The sequence below is a fragment of the Falsiroseomonas sp. HW251 genome (assembly GCF_050563545.1).
In the GTDB taxonomy this organism is placed as follows: Bacteria; Pseudomonadota; Alphaproteobacteria; order Acetobacterales; family Acetobacteraceae; genus Falsiroseomonas.
Genome location: NZ_JBNXUM010000018.1, coordinates 95,524 through 111,447, shown reverse-complemented (window position 1 = coordinate 111,447; position 15,924 = coordinate 95,524). Strand labels below are relative to the sequence as shown.

The window sequence follows — 15,924 nt, the reverse complement described above, 5'->3', positions numbered from 1 at the left end:
TCCTTCCGCCCCGCATCGCGGGCCCGTCGGGCGGGGTTTGTCGGATGCGCGCCGGCTTCGCAAGGGCGCGAGCCCCGCCCTGCAAGCGGGGCGGGTGCAAGCGGGGGGCCAAACCCCATATCCTGGGGAGGATGAGCGCCTTCCAGAACCTCCACACCCACGGCTTCGTCCGCACCGCGGCCGGCGCGCCGCGGCTGCGCGTGGCGGACCCCGCCTTCAACGCGGGGGAGACCCTGGCGCTCGCCCGGCAGGCGGCCGGGCAGGGCGCATCGTTGGTCCTGTTCCCCGAGCTCGGCCTGTCGGCCTATGCGATCGACGACCTGCTGCACCAATCCGCCCTGCTCGACGCGGTGGAGCAGGCCGTCGCCACCCTGCTGGAGGCCAGCCGGGACCTCGCCCCGGTGCTGTTCGTGGGCGCCCCGGTAAGGGCCGGCGGGCGGCTCTACAACGCTGCGCTGGCCGTGCATCGCGGCCGGCTGCTTGCGGCCTGGCCCAAGACCTACCTGCCGAACTACCGGGAGTTCTACGAGAAGCGGCATTTCGCCACCGGCGGCGGGGCGGTCCCGCCGACCCTGCACCTGGCGGGGCAGGAAGCGCCCTTCGGCACCGACATCCTGCTGCGCGCCACGGACCTGCCCGACCTCGTGGTGCATGTGGAGATCTGCGAGGACGTCTGGGCCCCGGTCCCGCCCTCGGTCGCGGCGGCGCTGGCGGGTGCAACGGTGCTGCTGAACCTCTCGGCGTCGAACGTCACGGTGGGCAAGTCGGACTACCGGCATGCGCTGTGCCGCGTGCATTCCGCGCGCTGCCTGGCGGCCTACCTCTACTCCGCAGCCGGGACGGGCGAGTCCAGCACCGACCTCGCCTGGGACGGCCAGGCCATGATCTACGAGAACGGTGTGCTGCTGGCCGAGGCGCCGCGCTTCGCCCGCGACGCCGCGCCGATCCTGGCCGACATCGACCTCGAGCGGCTGCAGCAGGAACGCCTGCGCCAGACCAGCTTCGGCGACGCCGCCGACCTGAACCGGCCGGCCCGGCCGTTCCGCGAGGTCGGCTTCGTCCTGGCCCCCGACCGCACCTCCGACCTCGGCCTGCGGCGTCCGCTGGCGCGCTTCCCCTTCGTGCCAGACGACGACGCGCGCCTGAACGAGCTCTGCTACGAGGCCTACAACATCCAGTCCTATGGCCTGCGCCAGCGGCTGGAGGCGTCGGGGACAAAGCGCATCGTGATCGGCGTCTCGGGCGGGCTGGATTCCACCCAGGCGCTGCTCGTCGCCGCGCATGCCTTCGACCAGCTGGGCCGGCCGCGATCCGACATCCTGGCCTATACGCTGCCGGCCTTCGCGACGACCGACCGCACCAAGTCCAATGCCTGGGCGCTGATGAAGGCACTCGGCGTGACCGCGGCCGAGATCGACATGTCGCCGGCGTCCATGCAGATGCTGCGCGACATCGGCCACCCCTTCGCCGACGGCCGCGCGGTCCATGACGTGACCTTCGAGAACGTCCAGGCAGGGGCGCGGACCTCCGTCCTGTTCCGTCTGGCGAACCTGCATGGCGGGCTGGTGCTGGGGACGGGCGACCTGTCGGAGCTGGCGCTGGGCTGGGCGACCTATGGCGTCGGCGACCACATGTCGCACTACAACGTCAATGCCAGCGTGCCGAAGACGCTGATCCAGCACCTGATCCGCTGGGTCGCGGAATCCGGCGCCTTCGGCGAGGCGGCGAAGCCCGTGCTGCTGGACATCCTCGCGACAGAGATCTCGCCCGAGCTGGTCCCGGGCGCCGGCGGCGACCAGCCGGCCCAGCGGACCGAGGACTTCGTCGGTCCCTATGCGCTGCAGGATTTCAACCTGTTCTACACGACGCGCTATGGCTTCCGCCCGTCCAAGGTGGCGTTCCTGGCCTGGCATGCCTGGCGGGACGCCTCCGCCGGCGCCTGGCCGCCGAACACGCCAGCGGAGAAGCGCGCCGCCTATGACCTCCCCACGATCAAGCGCTGGCTCGGGGTCTTCGTGCGACGATTCTTCGCGACCAGCCAGTTCAAGCGCTCGGCGCTGCCGAACGGGCCGAAGGTGAGCTCGGGCGGGTCGCTGTCGCCGCGGGGCGACTGGCGGGCGCCGTCGGATGCCTCCGCCGCGGCCTGGCTGGCGGATCTCGGGAACATCCCGGATTGACGCCGGACGGGGGGCTCGCTGGCGGCACCCGCGCCCTCGGGCTATAGCGCGCGGCATGTCGTCCTCCGCCTCCACCGCCGCCTCCTCCGGCTATGTCCGCGACGCCAGGGATCCGCGACACCTCGACCGCGCCGTGGCCGACCTGCTGGCGGGCCTGCGGCGCTGGCGGCTCGGGGCGGCGCTCGCGCGGCTCGACATCCGCAACCGCTACCGCGGCTCCGTCCTCGGTCCGTTCTGGATGACAGCATCGACGGCGATCATGGTGGTCGGCATTGGCCTGCTCTACTCCACGCTCTTCAAACTCACCCTTCGCGAATACCTGCCCTTCCTCGCGGTCAGCCTGCTGGTCTGGGGCACGATCAACCAGATCGTGGCGGATGCCTGCCAGAGCTTCATCTCGTCGGAGGGCGTGATCCGGCAGATGCCGCTGCCCTACACCGTCCATGTGCTGCGCTTCGTCTTCCGCAACGCCATCATCGCCGCGCACAGCCTGCCGCTGATCGCGGTTGTCATGCTGGCCTGCGGGGTCTTGCCGGGACCGGAGGCGATATTCGTCATCCCGGGCCTGCTGCTGCTGGCGATCAACGGCTTCTCCGTCGGCCTCTTCCTCGGCATGGTCTGCGCTCGCTTCCGCGACATACCCCAGGTCGTCGCGAGCTTCATGCAGTTCGCCTTCTTCCTCTCCCCGATCCTGTGGAAGCCCGAGCTTCTCGGCGAGATGCAGGTGCTGCTGCCGCTCAATCCGATTTACGTGCTGATGGAGACGGTGCGCGGACCGCTCGTCGAGGGTGGCGCGGGTCTGCGGATCTGGGCCGCCGCGCTGTTCTACACCGCGGCGTCCTGCACCATCGCCCTGCTGTTCTTCGTCCGCTTCCGCAGCCGCATCGCCTTCTGGGTCTAGGCCGGCGACGATGGCGCATATCGAGGCGGATCGCCTGTCGATCGAGTTCCCGCTGTACCACCTGTCCGCGCGGTCGCTGAAGAAGCGGCTGATGGCGCGTGCGAACATCCGGCTGAAGGAGGATGCGAACCATCGGATCGTCGTCGCCGCGCTGCGCGAGCTGTCCTTCCGCATCGAGCCCGGGGAGCGCGTGGCGCTGATCGGCAGCAACGGGGCGGGCAAGACGACGCTGCTGCGGACGCTGGCAGGCATCTATGAACCCGTGGGAGGGCGGCTCGAGGTCGCGGGCCGCATCGGCACGCTGATCGACCCGGCGGCCGGCATGGACCCTGAATCCACGGGGCGCGAGAATATCGTGCTGCGCGGCCTCTTTCTCGGCATGGACGAGGCGGAGTGCGAGGCGATGGCCGATGAAGCCGGCCGCTTCAGCGGCCTTGGCGAGTTCCTCGACGTCCCCGTCCGCACCTATTCCGCGGGCATGAGCGTGCGGCTGTCCTTCGCGGCGGCGACGCTGATGTCGCCCGAGATCCTGCTGATGGACGAGTGGTTCCTCGCCGGCGACGCCGACTTCATGGCGCGCGCGAGCGAGCGGCTGGAGAGCCTGGTCACCGGCGCCGACATCCTGGTGCTGGCGACGCACGACATGTCCATCGTGCGCAAATGGTGCAACCGCGCCATCCGCCTGAACGGCGGCCGGATCGAGGCCGACGGGCCGGTCGGCGAGGTCCTGGGGGAGTAGTGCAGCCCCCCCACGATGTGCCCGTGCCGCCGGGCGAGGACCGTCCGGTCCCGCCGGGCTATGCGGCCGGCGCGCCGGTGCCGTGGTGGGTGAAGCTCGGCGTGAAGCTCGTCATGGGATCGCTGCCGGTGCCGGCGCGGGCCTGGCGCGCGATCGGGCTGCGGCGGCATTCCTTCGACGCGGACAACCCCGCCGTGACGGTCGCGCCGCTGCGCGACTGGGCAAGCCGGTTTCGCGACGTGGCGGGGCGCGCACCGCGCGGCATGCTGGAACTCGGCCCCGGCGCGATGGTGCGTCGCGCACCCGTCGCCGCGGCGCTGGGCTTCGGGCCGATCTGGTACCTCGATGTCGAGGACGACGCGCCGCGCGACCTCGGCCCCTATCTCGCCGCGGCGGAGGCGGCCCGGGCAGCGGGGCTCGCGCCACCCGACCTGTCGTCCTGCCGGACGCACCAGGACGTGCTCGCGGCCTGCGGCGCGCGGCTGCTGATCGGCGGGACGGAGCGGCTGGAGGAGATCGGGGACGGCGCCGCCGACCTCGTCGTCTCCGTCGCCGTGCTGGAGCATGTGCGGCGCGATGCGATGGCGCCGCTGTTCCGCGCGCTGCGGCGCGTCGCCGCGCCGGACGGGCTGTCCATCCACGCGATCGACCTGCACGACCATCTCGGCGGCGGGCTGCGCCACCTCGCCTTCTCGCCGGCCTTCTGGGAAGGGCCGGCGGTGGCGCGCGCGGCGCTCTACTGCAATCGGCTGGGACTGAGCGAGATGGTCGCGATGATGCACGAGGCCGGCTTCGCGACAGCGGTTCGCAGCCGGCTGCTCTGGCCGGCCGCACCGCTGCCGCCGGGCGGCGCGCATCCGTCCCTGCGCCGCGCGCCGCAGGACGACCTGACCTGCGCCGCCGTGGTGGAGTGCCGCCCGGGGTGATGCCGGGACGCGAACGCTGCGATCGTTTGCATGGAATGTAACTATCGCGATTTGTTGGGCAAGAGAGATTTCTTTTCGCTTGGGTGATCTCCGGGGGTTTCACTCCGTCGGGTTCCGGACCTAGCCTCCCGCCCTTGGCAATCTTCCCCTTGGTTCGCGCGGGATCATGCTCGACGGCCTAGCACACAGCACGACCTCCGCCCTTCCGCTGCATGCCGTCGGCCCCGACGACCTGGCGGCGCTCCGCGCGCGGCTGACGCCGCCGCAGGCCGCCTGGCTCGATGCCACGGGGTTCACGGCGAAGGCGCAGGAACTGGCGCTGCTGCCGAATCAGGGCGGCCTGGCCGGGGCGGTGCTCGGCCTCGGCGCCGAGGCGGCAGAAGCCGCGAGCCCCTGGGCCTTCGGCGCCATGCCGCATGCGCTGCCGGAGGGCACGGCCTGGCGGATCGAGGGCGCGCCCGACCTGGAAGCCGCGGTGCTGGGCTGGTGCCTCGGCGCCTATCGCTACCGCACGCTGAGATCCCAGCCAGGCCGCGCGCCCGCATGCCTGGTGCCGCCGGCGGGAACCGAGGCCGCGCAGCGCGAAGCCGCCGCGATCATCCGCGGCCGCGACCTCATCAACACGCCGGCAAACCTGCTCGGTCCCGCCGAGCTGGCGGGGGCCGTCGTCGCGCTCGGCGCGCAATACGGCGCGACCGTCGAGGTGATCGAGGGCGCGGCGCTGGAGCAGGGCTTTCCCGCGGTGCAGGCGGTGGGCTGCGGCGCGGCGCGGCCGCCGCGCGTGGCGGTGCTGCGCTGGACGGGTAAGGCGGACGGGCCGCTCGTCGCGCTGTGCGGCAAGGGCGTGTGCTTCGACACCGGCGGGCTCGACCTGAAGCCCTCCGCGGCGATGCTGCGCATGAAGAAGGACATGGGCGGCGCCGCGACGACGATGGCGATCGCCGAGATGCTCATGGCCGCCGGCGCGCCGATCCGGCTGATGCTGCTCGTCGGCGCGGTGGAGAACGCGGTTTCCGCCACCGCCTTCCGCCCGATGGACGTCATCCGCACCCGCAAGGGGCTGACGGTGGAGATCGGCAACACCGACGCGGAAGGCCGCCTGGTGCTCGCGGATCTGCTGGCCCTCGCGGCGGAGTCGCAGCCGGAGCTGTTGCTGGATTGCGCGACGCTGACCGGCGCCGCGCGGGTCGCGCTCGGGCCGGACCTGCCGGCGTTGTTCTCCAACGACGATGGCATCGCGGAAGCCCTGCTCCGGGCGGGATCGCAGAGGAACGATCCTGTTTGGCGGCTCCCGTTACAGGGTACTTACGATTCCTGGCTGGACTCCCCCGTTGCCGACATGAACAACGTGTCCTCGAAGCCGATGGCCGGCGCGATCGTCGCGGCCTTGTTCCTGAGCCGTTTCGTGCCGGCCGGGATACGTTGGGCGCATCTCGACCTCTACGCATGGAACGACCAAGGCCGGCCAGGGCGGCCGGAAGGAGGCGAGATTCAGGCTGCGCGCGGCATAGCGCGCGCCGTGGCGACGCTCGCCTCCGCTTCCGAACACGCAGGACGGTAACAAAGCCAAGATGAAACGGGAACTTTCGGGTTCGAGCCGCTCTCCAAAGAGTGCTTCGCGCGAGTACCATTCACGTAACGGCACATCGCAGAGGCGCGCTAAGGGACGTTCCGGAGCCAAAGCCGCGGCGGCATCTGGAGGCCGGGAGGGCGCCCAGGAAGGATTTGAGACCATGGCGACGCAGACCAACCCTGACGTGCTGGTCGGCATCCTGCGGGATACGGTGGTGGCCCTCGTCCGTCGCGACGGACCGGACCTCTCCGCCCGGCAATTGGGTGTCTTCCTGACCGTCTACCTGACCGACGGGCCGCACACGGTGCGCGGCCTGGCGGCAGAACTGAACGTGTCGAAGCCCGCGATCACCCGGGCGCTCGACAGGCTGGGCGAGCTCGACCTCGCCCGGCGCAAGGTGGATCCGATGGACCGGCGCAGCGTGCTGGTGCAGCGGACGCTGAAAGGCGCGGCCTTCCTGCGCGACATGCGCAGCATCATGGGCCAGGCCGAGCAGCAGGCCCGCGAGAACCCGCCCCAGTCCGCTGACAACGCCGACCCGTCCCGCAGGGCCGGCTGAGCGGCGCATTGTCGGCTCCCGGTACTGCCGGGAGCCGGCCATGCCGCTTCAGTAGCCCGCGGAGAAATCCACGAGGTTGAGGAGCGGGCGGCTGGCGCGGGCGCGCTGGAGGTTCTCGACGACCTGTGGCGCGGCGCTGGATGGGATGGTGATGCTCGCGGCGTGCGGCGTCATCACGACCTTCGGATGCGACCAGTAACGATGATCGGCCGGCAGCGGCTCGGGCTCGAACACGTCGAGCGCGGCGCCGGCAACATGGCCCGAGTCGAGCGCGGCCAGCAGGTCGGCATCGACGACGTGACCGCCCCGGGCGCCGTTGATGAGGAAGGCACCGCCCGGCAGGCGTGCCAGCAGCGACGCGCTGACGATGCCCCGCGTCGCCGAGGTCAGCGGTAGCAGGCAGACCAGGATGTCGCTGCGCGCGGCCATGGCGTGCAGGCCGTCCTCGCCGTGGAAGGTCTCGACGCCCGGGACATCGCGCGGGCGGCGGGTCCAGCCCATCACGGGGAAGCCGAGCGTCCGCAGCGGCCCCGCGGCGTGCGTGCCGAGCTCGCCGAAGCCCATGATGCCGATGCGGCGTTGCGCCGTGACCGGCGCGTCGAGCTCGAGCCAGACCTTGTCGCGCTGCTGGGCACGGTAGTCCGGATCCTGTCGGTGGAAGCGCAGCACGTTCAGCAGCACCCACTCGCCCATCTGCGTGGTCAACATCCGATCCACGAGCCGCGCGACCGGGATGCCCGGCGGCGGCCCCGGCGGGCGCAGCAGGTGGTCCACGCCCGCGCCCATCGAGACGATCAGCCGTAGCTTCGGATAGCGCCTGAGCTCCGCCATGTCGTGCGAGGTCCAGACCACCGCGGCCTCGATGTCGGCGGGATCGCCGGCATCGGGAAAGAGCCGGATCTCGAGCGACGGATCCACCGCGAGCAGCGCGTCGCGCCAAGCCTGCATGGTGGTGGCCTTGGTGGAGAGCAGCACGGCCATCTCAGGCGGCTTCCTGGGCAGGGGGGGTGGTGCTTTCGCGCAGCACGAGGCGCACGAAGCCGCGCCAGTCGTCGCGCCTGGTGGCGGCGAATTTCCGCCCGTCGGGCATCTCGGCGTAGAGCGTCAGCACGCCCTTCGCCCAGAGCGCGTCGAAATGCTGGTCGGATTGCAAGGCCCATCCCGCGCTGCGGTCGAAGACGCCGTCGCGGATGCGCGGCTGCACCTTCATGATCCACCACCAGCAGCCAACCGCGAGCACCGCCGCGCCGAGATAAAAATGGATCAGCGCGGTGGCTGCGAAGGAGCCGACGAGGATCACCGCTGCGGGCCAGATGTTCTCGGCCGCGAAGTAGACGGGGCTGCCCGGCGAGTTCATCTTCCGGATGTGCACGCCGAGCCGCAGGGTCTTCCGGTCCAGCAGCGCCTTCAGGATCTGCAGCGGCGGCGTCGGATCGTCGTCGCTCATGTGCGGACCGCGCCCCCATGGGTGGCCGCGAGGTCGAAGGCCGCGGCCATGAGCGCCCGCGTGTAGGGCTGCCGGGGCGCCGCGACAACCGCCTCGGCCTCGCCCTGCTCCACCACCTTGCCGTCCTTCAGCACGACGATCCGGTGCGCCATGGCACGCACGACGCGGAGGTCGTGGCTGATGAAGAGATAGGCGAGGCGGTGCTTCGCCTGCAGCTCCCGCAGCAGCTCCACCACCTGCGCCTGGACCGAGACATCGAGCGCGCTGGTCGGCTCATCCAGCACGACGAGCCGGGGCTTGAGGACCAGGGCGCGCGCGATGGCGATGCGCTGGCGCTGGCCGCCGGAGAATTCATGAGGGTAGCGCTCCGCCATCTCCGGCGCCAGGCCGACCTCCTGGAGCGCGGATGCGACGCGGGCGGCGAGCGCCGCTGGCGAGAGCTTCTCGTGCACGGCGAGGCCCTCGCCCACGATCTCGCCCACCGTCATGCGCGGGCTGAGCGCGCCGTAGGGATCCTGGAACACGATCTGCATCCGCGCGCGCAGCGGCCGCAGCGCGCCGCGGTCGAGGCCCTGGATGTCGCGGCCCTCGAAGGCGATCGCGCCTTCGCTGGGTTCGAGGCGGAGCATGGCCAGGCCGAGCGTCGTCTTGCCGGAGCCGGATTCGCCGACCAGGCCGACCGTCTCGCCCTCGCGGATCTCGACGGAGACGCCGTCCACCGCCTTCACCACGCCGACGACCTTGCGCAGCAGGCCGCGGCGGATCGGGAAGTGCACCTTCACCTGTTCGCCGCGCATCACGACCGGTGCGTCCGCTCGCACCGGAGCGGGGCGGCCGCGGGGTTCGGTCGCGAGCAGCATCTTCGTGTAGTCGTGCTGCGGGTCGCCGAAGACCTGCTCGACCGCGCCCTGCTCCACCGCACGGCCGTGGCGCATCACCACGACCTCGTCGGCATGGCGCTTCACGATCTGCAGGTCGTGGGTGATCAGCAGCATCGCCATGTCGAGCCGCGACTTCAGCTCCGCCAGCAGTTCCAGGATCTGCGCCTGGATCGTGACGTCGAGCGCGGTCGTCGGCTCGTCCGCGATCAGCAGGGCGGGATCGTTGGCGAGCGCCGCGGCGATCATCACGCGCTGGCGCTGGCCGCCGGAGAGCTGGTGCGGGTAGGCGTTCAGCCGGTCCTCGGCGGCGGGGAAGCCGGCGCGGCGGAGCAGGTCGATGATGCGCGCGCGCAGCGCCTCCCCCTTCATCGGGCGGTGCAGGGTGACCGCCTCGCCGACCTGGCGCCCGACGGTGTGCAGCGGGTTGAGCGAGGTCATGGGCTCCTGGAAGACCATGCCGGCGACGCCGCCGCGCAGCCGCCGCAGCGCCTCGCCCTCGGCCTTCAGCACGTCGGTGCCGTCGAGCAGGATGCGGCCTTCGGGGTTGGTCGCGGAGCCCGGCAACAGGCGCAGGCAGGAGAGCGCGGTGACCGACTTGCCCGAGCCGGATTCGCCGACCAGCGCGAGCGTCCGGCCGCGCTTCACGCCGAACGACACGCCCTCCACCACGCGCTTGCCGCGGAAGGCGACGGAGAGGTCGTGGACGTCGAGGATGGGCTCGTCAGTCATCGCCCGCCCCCCGGAAGCTTCCTGGGATCGAAGGCGTCGCGCACGGCCTCGCCGACGAAGATCAGCAGCGTCAGCACGCCGCCGAGGACGAAAAAGGCCGTGATGCCGAGCCAGGGCGCCTGCATGTTGTTCTTGCCCTGCGACACCAGCTCCCCCAGCGACGGCGATCCCGGCGGCAGCCCGAAGCCGAGGAAGTCGAGCGAGGCCAGCACGGTGACCGAGCCCGACAGGATGAAGGGCAGGAAGGTCAGCGTGGCGACCATCGCGTTGGGCAGGATGTGGCGCCACATCACCACGGTGTCGCCGACGCCCATCGCCTTCGCCGCGCGCACATAGTCGAAGTTGCGGCCGCGCAGGAACTCCGCGCGCACCACGCCAGTCAGCCCCATCCAGGAGAACAGCAGCAGGAAGACCAGCAGCGTCCAGAAGCCGGGCTCGATGACGCTGGCCAGGATGATCAGCAGGTAGAGCTGCGGCATGCCCGACCAGACCTCGATGAAGCGCTGGAAGGACAGGTCCACCCAGCCGCCGTAGTAGCCCTGCACCGCGCCGGCGGCGACGCCGACGACGGAACTGACGATCGTCAGCGTGAAGCCGAACAGGACCGAGATCCGGAAGCCGTAGATCACGCGCGCCAGCACGTCGCGGCTCTGGTCATCCGTGCCGAGCCAGTTGCGCAGGGATGGCGGCGCCGGCGAGGGACGGCCGAGGTCGCGCACCACGCTCTGGTAGGAATAGGGGATCGCCGGCCAGATCGCCCATCCACCGCGATCGGCGAAGTCCTTGCGCAATTCCGGGTCGTGCCAGTCCATCTCGATTGGCAGGCCGCCGGGGATCACGTCCTCCTCGGCGTAGCTGGTCAGCACGGGAAACAGCCACCTGTCGTCCACGCGCGCGACCAGCGGGCGGTCGTTCGCGATGAACTCCGCGAAGAGCGTCACGAGAAAGAGGACGAGGAAGACCCAGAAGGAGACATAGCCTCGCCTGTTGGCGCGGAAATTCGCAAGGCGCCGTTGGTTGATCGGACTCACGGCGCGGGGACCCCCACCCCGGCCCTCCCCCGCTGACGCGGGAGAGGGAGCGGTCGCGCTGACGATCCCTCTCCCGCGAAGCGGGGGAGGGTCCCCGAGCGCAGCGAGGGCGGGTGGGGGTGCGGCGCCACCGGCGACGAATGTGCTCGACTCACCGCCGCGCCTCGAAGTCGATGCGCGGGTCGACCACGGTGTACATGAGGTCGCCGACGATCTGCATCACCAGGCCGAGCAGCGTGAAGATGTAGAGGGTGGCGAACATGATGGGGTAGTCGCGGCGGATCGCGGCCTCGAAGCCCAGCAGGCCGAGGCCGTCCAGCGAGAAGACGATCTCCACCAGCAGCGCGCCGGTGAAGAGGATGCCGATGAAGGCCGCGGGGAACCCCGCGATGATCAGCAGCATCGCGTTGCGGAAGACGTGGCCATACAGCACGCGCGTCTCGTCGTTGCCCTTGGCGCGGGCGGTGACGACGTACTGCTTGCCGATCTCGTCCATGAAGCTGTTCTTGGTCAGCATCGTCAGCCCCGCGAAGCCGCCGATGACGAGGGCCAGCGTCGGCAGCGCCATGTGCCAGGCGTAGTCCAGCGCGCGTTCCCAGAACGGCCAGGTCTCGCTGCCCGCACTGACCAGGCCGCGCAGCGGGAACCACTGCACGAAGCTGCCGCCGGCGAACAGCACGACCAGCAGGATGGCGAAGAGGAAGCCCGGGATCGCATAGCCCACCAGCACCACGCCCGAGGTCCAGAGGTCGAAGCGCGTCCCGTCCTTGACGGCCTTGCGGATGCCGAGCGGTATCGAGACGAGATAGATGATCAGCGTGGACCACAGGCCGAGGCTGACGGAGACCGGCATCTTCTCGACGATGAGGTCCACGACGGGCCGGTCGCGGAACAGGGACCGCCCGAAGTCGAAGGTCAGGTAGCCCAGCATCATCTCCTGGAAGCGGACATGGGCGGGCTTGTCGAAGCCGAACATCTTCTCGATGTCGCGCACGATGGCGGGGTCGAGGCCGCGCGCGCCGCGGTAGCTGCCGACCGGGCCGCCATCGCCACTGCCCTGCTGCCCGCCTGGTGTCGCAGCGCCGGGCTGTCGCGTCTCGCCGCCGCCCTCGCCGGTCAGGCGGCCGAGGGTCTGACCTTCGCCGCGAAGCTCGGCCAGCATCTGCTCGACCGGGCCGCCCGGCGCGAACTGCACGACGGCGAAATTGATGAGGATGATGCCGAGCAGCGTCGGCACGACGAGGAGGACGCGACGGAGGATGTAGGCGGCCATGGGGTCGTCCTAGACGGCCGCGACGCTGCGCCCTCTCCACCCGCAGGGGGGAGGGGGTTGGGTGAGGGGGGCGTGCAGCATGGCGAACGCGCGGCCAGCCTTGCGCGTCCCCCTAACCCAACCCTCTCCCCCATAAGCGGGGCAGAGGGCTTCGTTCATCCGTCCTGCCACCGCGCTACAGCGTCCGCCTGGCTTCTGCCAGCGCGCGTTCCTTCGCCGGGTCTATCCACCAGGTATCAAGCCCCAGCGCGTATCGCGGGCTGCGCTCCGGCCGGCCGAACTTGTCCCAATAGGCGATGCGGAAGACCTGGATGTGCCACTGGGGAATCACGAACTGACCCCAGAGCAGCACGCGGTCCAGCGCGCGGGTGCGCGCGACGAGCTCCTCGCGGTCCGGCGCGTTCACCACCAGCTCCACCAGCTCGTCGATCGCGGGATCGCAGATGCCAGGCACGTTCTGGCTGCCCTGCTCGTTGGCCTTGGCGCAGGTGAAGTAGTCGCGCTGCTCGTTGCCCGGCGACAGTGACTGGCCCATGGAATCGACCGTCATGTCGTAGTCGAAGGCGTCGACGCGCGTCTGGTACTGCGCGGGATCGACGGTGCGCACGCGCACGCTCATCCCCACGCGCTCCAGCGCCTGGACATAGGGCAGCGCGATGCGTTCGAAGGTCGGGCCCTGCAGCAGGATCTCGAACTCGAAGCGCTGGCCGCGCGCGTTCACCAGGCGGCGGTCCTGCACCCGCCAGCCCGCTTCCTGCAGCAGCGCCAGCGCGCGGCGCAGGCCTTCGCGGTTGTTGCCGCTGCCGTCCGTGGTCGGCAGCTTGAACTCGGTGGTGAAGACCTCATTCGGGATGCGGCCGCGGAAGCGCTCCAGGATCGCCAGTTCCTTGCCCGTGGGCAGGCCCGACGACGCGAGCTCGGAGTTGGAGAAGAAGCTGTTCGTGCGGGCATAGGCGCCGAAGAACAGGTTCGCGTTCATCCATTCGAAGTCGAAGAGCTCGACCAGTGCGCGGCGGACGCGCACGTCCTGGAACAGCGGGCGCCGCAGGTTCACCGCGAAGGCCTGCATGCCCGTCGGCAGCTGGTGGCGGATCTCGTCGAGCTTCACCAGTCCCCGCCGGCGCGCCGGGAAGTCGTAGGCCGTCGCCCAGTCCCGCGCGACGTTCTCCGTGCGGAAGTCGATCTGGCCGGCCTTGAACGCCTCCAGCGCGACGGTGGTGTCGCGGAAATACTCGTAGCGATAGGCGCCGAAATTCTGCGTGCCCTTCATGGTCGGGATGTCGCGGCCCCACCAATCCTCGACGCGGCGATAGACGATGCTGCGCCCGGCCTCGAAGCGCTCGATGCGGTAGGCGCCGGATCCCAGCGGCGGCTCCAGGATCGGGCGGGTGAAGTCGCGCGCTTCCCACCAGTGCTTCGGCAGCACCGCCATCTGGCCGAGGATGAGCGCGAGTTCTCGGTTCTCGTCGTTGCGGAACCTGAAGGCGACGCGCTTCTCGCCCTCGGCCCGCACCTCCGTCACGTCGCCGTAGTAGCTGCGGTAGAAGGGGCGGCCGTGCTGGCGGAGCGCGTTGAAGGTCCAGACCACGTCGTCGGCGGTGACCGGCCGGCCGTCGTGCCAGCGCGCCGTCGGGTTCAGCTCGAAGGTGACGCCGGCGCGGTCGGCGGGCAGCTCGATCCATTGCGCGAGGTAGGGATATTCGGTGGAGGCCTCGTCCGCGCTTTCCTTCAGCAGCGTGTCGTAGATCAGGTTCACCCCGACGGCCGCCGTGCCGCGGATGATGAAGCCGTTGAAGCTGTCGTAGCTGCCGAGCGCGGTGAGCGCGATCTCGCCCCCTTTCGGCGCATTCGGGTTCACCCAGGGGAAATGGGTGAAGCCGGCGGGCAACTCGGGCTGGCCGAGCAGCGAGAGCGCATGGGTGCGCACCGCCTCGCCAGGCGCGTCGGAGCCGCCGGCCGGCGTCACGGCGCGGGCGGCAACGGGGGGCAGCCCGAGGGCGGCGGAGAGGGACAGCAGGTCGCGGCGGCGCATGCCCGTCACTTAGGGCGTTCCGCCCAGCCGGGGCAACCTGCCGTTAACCCGCGAGCAACTTTGATACGACCGGCAACAAGGCGGGGTCGCCGACCGCCAGCACCGACCCGTCGCCGTCCAGGCGGAGCGGCCGCCCGGCCCAGTCCGTGCAGCGCCCGCCCGCGCCCTCGATCACCGGGACCAGCGCGGCCCAGTCCCAGGGCTTCATCGTGGCGTCCACGACGATGTCCACCAGCCCGATCGCGAGCAGGCCATAGGCGATGCAGTCGCCGCCCCAGGTGGTCCGCCGCGCCGCCGCCTTCACCGCGGCGAAGCGGGGCGCGGTCGCGTCGTCGAACATGTCGGGCGAGGTGCAGGACAACTCGGCCCGGTCGAGCGTCGCGCAGGGCCGGCAGCCCGCGGCGCCGCCGATCGGGGAGCGGAGCGTCGTCGGCCGCCCCGCCACGCCGATCCAGCGCTCGCTGGTCACGGGCTGGTCGATGATGCCCAGCACCGGGACGCCGCGGTGCAGCAGCCCGATCAGCGTGCCGAAGAGCGGGCGGCCCGTGACGAAGGCTCGCGTGCCGTCGATGGGGTCCAGCACCCAGACCCATTCGGCGTCCTCGCGGCTGTTGCCGTATTCCTCGCCGATCACGCCATGGGCCGGCAGGCGGTCCGCCAGCAGGTCGCGGATGGCGCGCTCGGCGGCGCGGTCCGCCTCGGTGACCGGGCTGGCGTCGCCCTTGGCCTCGACCAGCAGGGGGGAGCGGAAGAGCGGGCGGATGACCTGTCCCGCGAGATCGGCGGCGGCCTCGGCGAAGGGGAGGAAGTCGGCGGGTTGAGCCATCATGCCTGCCGGCCGCAGCCGCCTCCTGCGTTGGGCCGTGCCTTGGGCCCCTATCGGCCCCCCGGTGCCCTCCCACGGCTTTGCTGCGGGAGGCGGAAGCTAATCGGACAGGACGAGGCGCCAATCCGGGGCCCCCGCGGCGGCGCCGAAGGCGACGTCGTGGGGATTTAGGGCAGCGGCTTCGGGTTGGTGTCGAGGCTGCGGAGATACGCGATGACGTCGGCGCGCTGCGCGGCGCTGTTGATGCCGGCGAAGGCCATGCGCGTACCGCTGACGGCCTGGGCGGGCTTCAGCAGGAAGGCGTTCAGCGCCTCGTAGTCCCAGGTCTTGTCGTGCAGCGCGCGCATGCCGGCGGAGTAGTTGAAGCCCTGAGCATGGGCGTGCGGTCCGCCAACCACGCCATAGAGGTTCGGGCCCACGCCGTTCGGCCCGCCCTGCGCGAAGTTGTGGCAGGAGGCGCAGAGCCGGCCTGCCAGCGCGCGGCCGTTGTCGGCATTCGCCGCGGCCAGCAGCGGCGCGATCGGCTCGATCGCCGGGGCCGCGGAGGCGGCTGCGGCCGGCGCGGCGGCGGCTGCAGGGGTCGCGATTGCGGCCTCATGCAGCTTGTGCGGAGAAACCAGGAATTGGCCCACAAGGCCGAAGACCGAGAAGCTGACGCCGGCCGTCAGGACCGCGGCGGCGATCTTGTTGAATTCGAGGCTCATCCCGGTCTGCACCCTTCCCGAATGCGGCGTCCGCCGCGCGGCCGCGCCACCGGGCTTGCGCCCCTGTCGCCGTGCCGTAAAACCGCGCGGAACATAGAGGCGGTGCCAGGACTCGACAACCCGCCG

Annotated in this window: 14 protein-coding genes; 6 read left to right on the top strand and 8 right to left on the bottom strand. The window is 70.8% G+C overall.

All coding sequences use genetic code 11. The features are described 5' to 3' along the window. The first annotated feature begins 131 nt into the window (after positions 1-131). The 6 genes from ACLF3M_RS21425 (at position 132) to ACLF3M_RS21400 (ending at position 6,875) form a co-directional block, all read left to right on the top strand. Positions 132-2,177, top strand: coding sequence for an NAD(+) synthase (locus ACLF3M_RS21425; RefSeq protein ID WP_430659012.1), 2,046 nt, complete (start codon positions 132-134; stop codon positions 2,175-2,177). A 55-nt stretch (positions 2,178-2,232) separates the two neighbouring features. Then, positions 2,233-3,078, top strand: a complete 846-nt coding sequence (locus ACLF3M_RS21420) for an ABC transporter permease (RefSeq protein ID WP_430659011.1) — start codon at positions 2,233-2,235, stop codon at positions 3,076-3,078. 10 nt (positions 3,079-3,088) lie between these two features. Next, the gene (locus tag ACLF3M_RS21415) at positions 3,089-3,817 is read left to right on the top strand and encodes an ABC transporter ATP-binding protein (protein WP_430659010.1); all 729 of its coding nucleotides are present in this window, start codon (positions 3,089-3,091) and stop codon (positions 3,815-3,817) included. After that, positions 3,817-4,743, top strand: a complete 927-nt coding sequence (locus tag ACLF3M_RS21410) for a methyltransferase domain-containing protein (protein ID WP_430659009.1) — start codon at positions 3,817-3,819, stop codon at positions 4,741-4,743. The genes ACLF3M_RS21415 and ACLF3M_RS21410 overlap by 1 nt, the downstream gene beginning before the upstream one ends. A gap of 166 nt (positions 4,744-4,909) precedes the next feature. After that, entirely contained in the window at positions 4,910-6,304 is a 1,395-nt protein-coding gene (locus tag ACLF3M_RS21405) for a leucyl aminopeptidase family protein (protein ID WP_430659008.1), read from the top strand. A gap of 172 nt (positions 6,305-6,476) precedes the next feature. Further along, a complete protein-coding gene (locus ACLF3M_RS21400) occupies positions 6,477-6,875 on the top strand; it encodes a MarR family transcriptional regulator (protein ID WP_430659007.1) in 399 nt (132 codons plus the stop codon). 48 nt (positions 6,876-6,923) lie between these two features. On the opposite strand, the gene ACLF3M_RS21395 is transcribed toward ACLF3M_RS21400, so the two are convergent. The 8 genes from ACLF3M_RS21395 to ACLF3M_RS21360 all read right to left on the bottom strand — a co-directional run bounded on the left by ACLF3M_RS21395 (position 6,924) and on the right by ACLF3M_RS21360 (position 15,798). Further along, positions 6,924-7,856 (bottom strand): 2-hydroxyacid dehydrogenase, encoded by a 933-nt coding sequence (locus ACLF3M_RS21395; protein WP_430659006.1) that lies wholly within the window; start codon positions 7,854-7,856, stop codon positions 6,924-6,926. A 1-nt stretch (position 7,857) separates the two neighbouring features. Further along, positions 7,858-8,322, bottom strand: coding sequence for a hypothetical protein (locus ACLF3M_RS21390; protein ID WP_430659005.1), 465 nt, complete (start codon positions 8,320-8,322; stop codon positions 7,858-7,860). Then, complete coding sequence (locus ACLF3M_RS21385; protein ID WP_430659004.1) at positions 8,319-9,932, bottom strand: ABC transporter ATP-binding protein; 1,614 nt, start codon at positions 9,930-9,932, stop codon at positions 8,319-8,321. Before ACLF3M_RS21385 ends, ACLF3M_RS21390 begins: the two co-directional genes overlap by 4 nt. Beyond that, positions 9,929-10,963 (bottom strand): ABC transporter permease, encoded by a 1,035-nt coding sequence (locus ACLF3M_RS21380; RefSeq protein WP_430659003.1) that lies wholly within the window; start codon positions 10,961-10,963, stop codon positions 9,929-9,931. Before ACLF3M_RS21380 ends, ACLF3M_RS21385 begins: the two co-directional genes overlap by 4 nt. 151 nt (positions 10,964-11,114) lie before the next feature. Beyond that, on the bottom strand, positions 11,115-12,236 hold the full coding sequence (locus ACLF3M_RS21375; protein WP_430659002.1) for a microcin C ABC transporter permease YejB: 1,122 nt from the start codon (positions 12,234-12,236) through the stop codon (positions 11,115-11,117). A 175-nt stretch (positions 12,237-12,411) separates the two neighbouring features. After that, positions 12,412-14,268, bottom strand: a complete 1,857-nt coding sequence (locus ACLF3M_RS21370) for an extracellular solute-binding protein (protein ID WP_430659001.1) — start codon at positions 14,266-14,268, stop codon at positions 12,412-12,414. Positions 14,269-14,311: 43 nt separating this feature from the next. After that, on the bottom strand, positions 14,312-15,097 hold the full coding sequence (hisN, locus tag ACLF3M_RS21365) for a histidinol-phosphatase (protein ID WP_430659000.1): 786 nt from the start codon (positions 15,095-15,097) through the stop codon (positions 14,312-14,314). Positions 15,098-15,261: 164 nt separating this feature from the next. After that, a complete protein-coding gene (locus ACLF3M_RS21360; RefSeq protein WP_430658999.1) occupies positions 15,262-15,798 on the bottom strand; it encodes a c-type cytochrome in 537 nt (178 codons plus the stop codon). Between the last annotated feature and the right edge of the window lie 126 nt (positions 15,799-15,924).

What these genes read in the sequence shown, in the direction of transcription:
- ACLF3M_RS21405 (WP_430659008.1), top strand. Translation starts at nt 4,910, where the DNA reads ATGCTCGACGGCCTAGCACACAGCACGACCTCCGCCCTTCCGCTGCAT.
- ACLF3M_RS21415 (WP_430659010.1), top strand. Translation starts at nt 3,089, where the DNA reads ATGGCGCATATCGAGGCGGATCGCCTGTCGATCGAGTTCCCGCTGTAC.
- ACLF3M_RS21420 (WP_430659011.1), top strand. Translation starts at nt 2,233, where the DNA reads ATGTCGTCCTCCGCCTCCACCGCCGCCTCCTCCGGCTATGTCCGCGAC.
- ACLF3M_RS21375 (WP_430659002.1), bottom strand. Translation starts at nt 12,236, where the DNA reads ATGGCCGCCTACATCCTCCGTCGCGTCCTCCTCGTCGTGCCGACGCTG.
- hisN (WP_430659000.1), bottom strand. Translation starts at nt 15,097, where the DNA reads ATGATGGCTCAACCCGCCGACTTCCTCCCCTTCGCCGAGGCCGCCGCC.
- ACLF3M_RS21370 (WP_430659001.1), bottom strand. Translation starts at nt 14,268, where the DNA reads ATGCGCCGCCGCGACCTGCTGTCCCTCTCCGCCGCCCTCGGGCTGCCC.
- ACLF3M_RS21390 (WP_430659005.1), bottom strand. Translation starts at nt 8,322, where the DNA reads ATGAGCGACGACGATCCGACGCCGCCGCTGCAGATCCTGAAGGCGCTG.
- ACLF3M_RS21360 (WP_430658999.1), bottom strand. Translation starts at nt 15,798, where the DNA reads ATGAGCCTCGAATTCAACAAGATCGCCGCCGCGGTCCTGACGGCCGGC.
- ACLF3M_RS21395 (WP_430659006.1), bottom strand. Translation starts at nt 7,856, where the DNA reads ATGGCCGTGCTGCTCTCCACCAAGGCCACCACCATGCAGGCTTGGCGC.
- ACLF3M_RS21400 (WP_430659007.1), top strand. Translation starts at nt 6,477, where the DNA reads ATGGCGACGCAGACCAACCCTGACGTGCTGGTCGGCATCCTGCGGGAT.
- ACLF3M_RS21385 (WP_430659004.1), bottom strand. Translation starts at nt 9,932, where the DNA reads ATGACTGACGAGCCCATCCTCGACGTCCACGACCTCTCCGTCGCCTTC.
- ACLF3M_RS21425 (WP_430659012.1), top strand. Translation starts at nt 132, where the DNA reads ATGAGCGCCTTCCAGAACCTCCACACCCACGGCTTCGTCCGCACCGCG.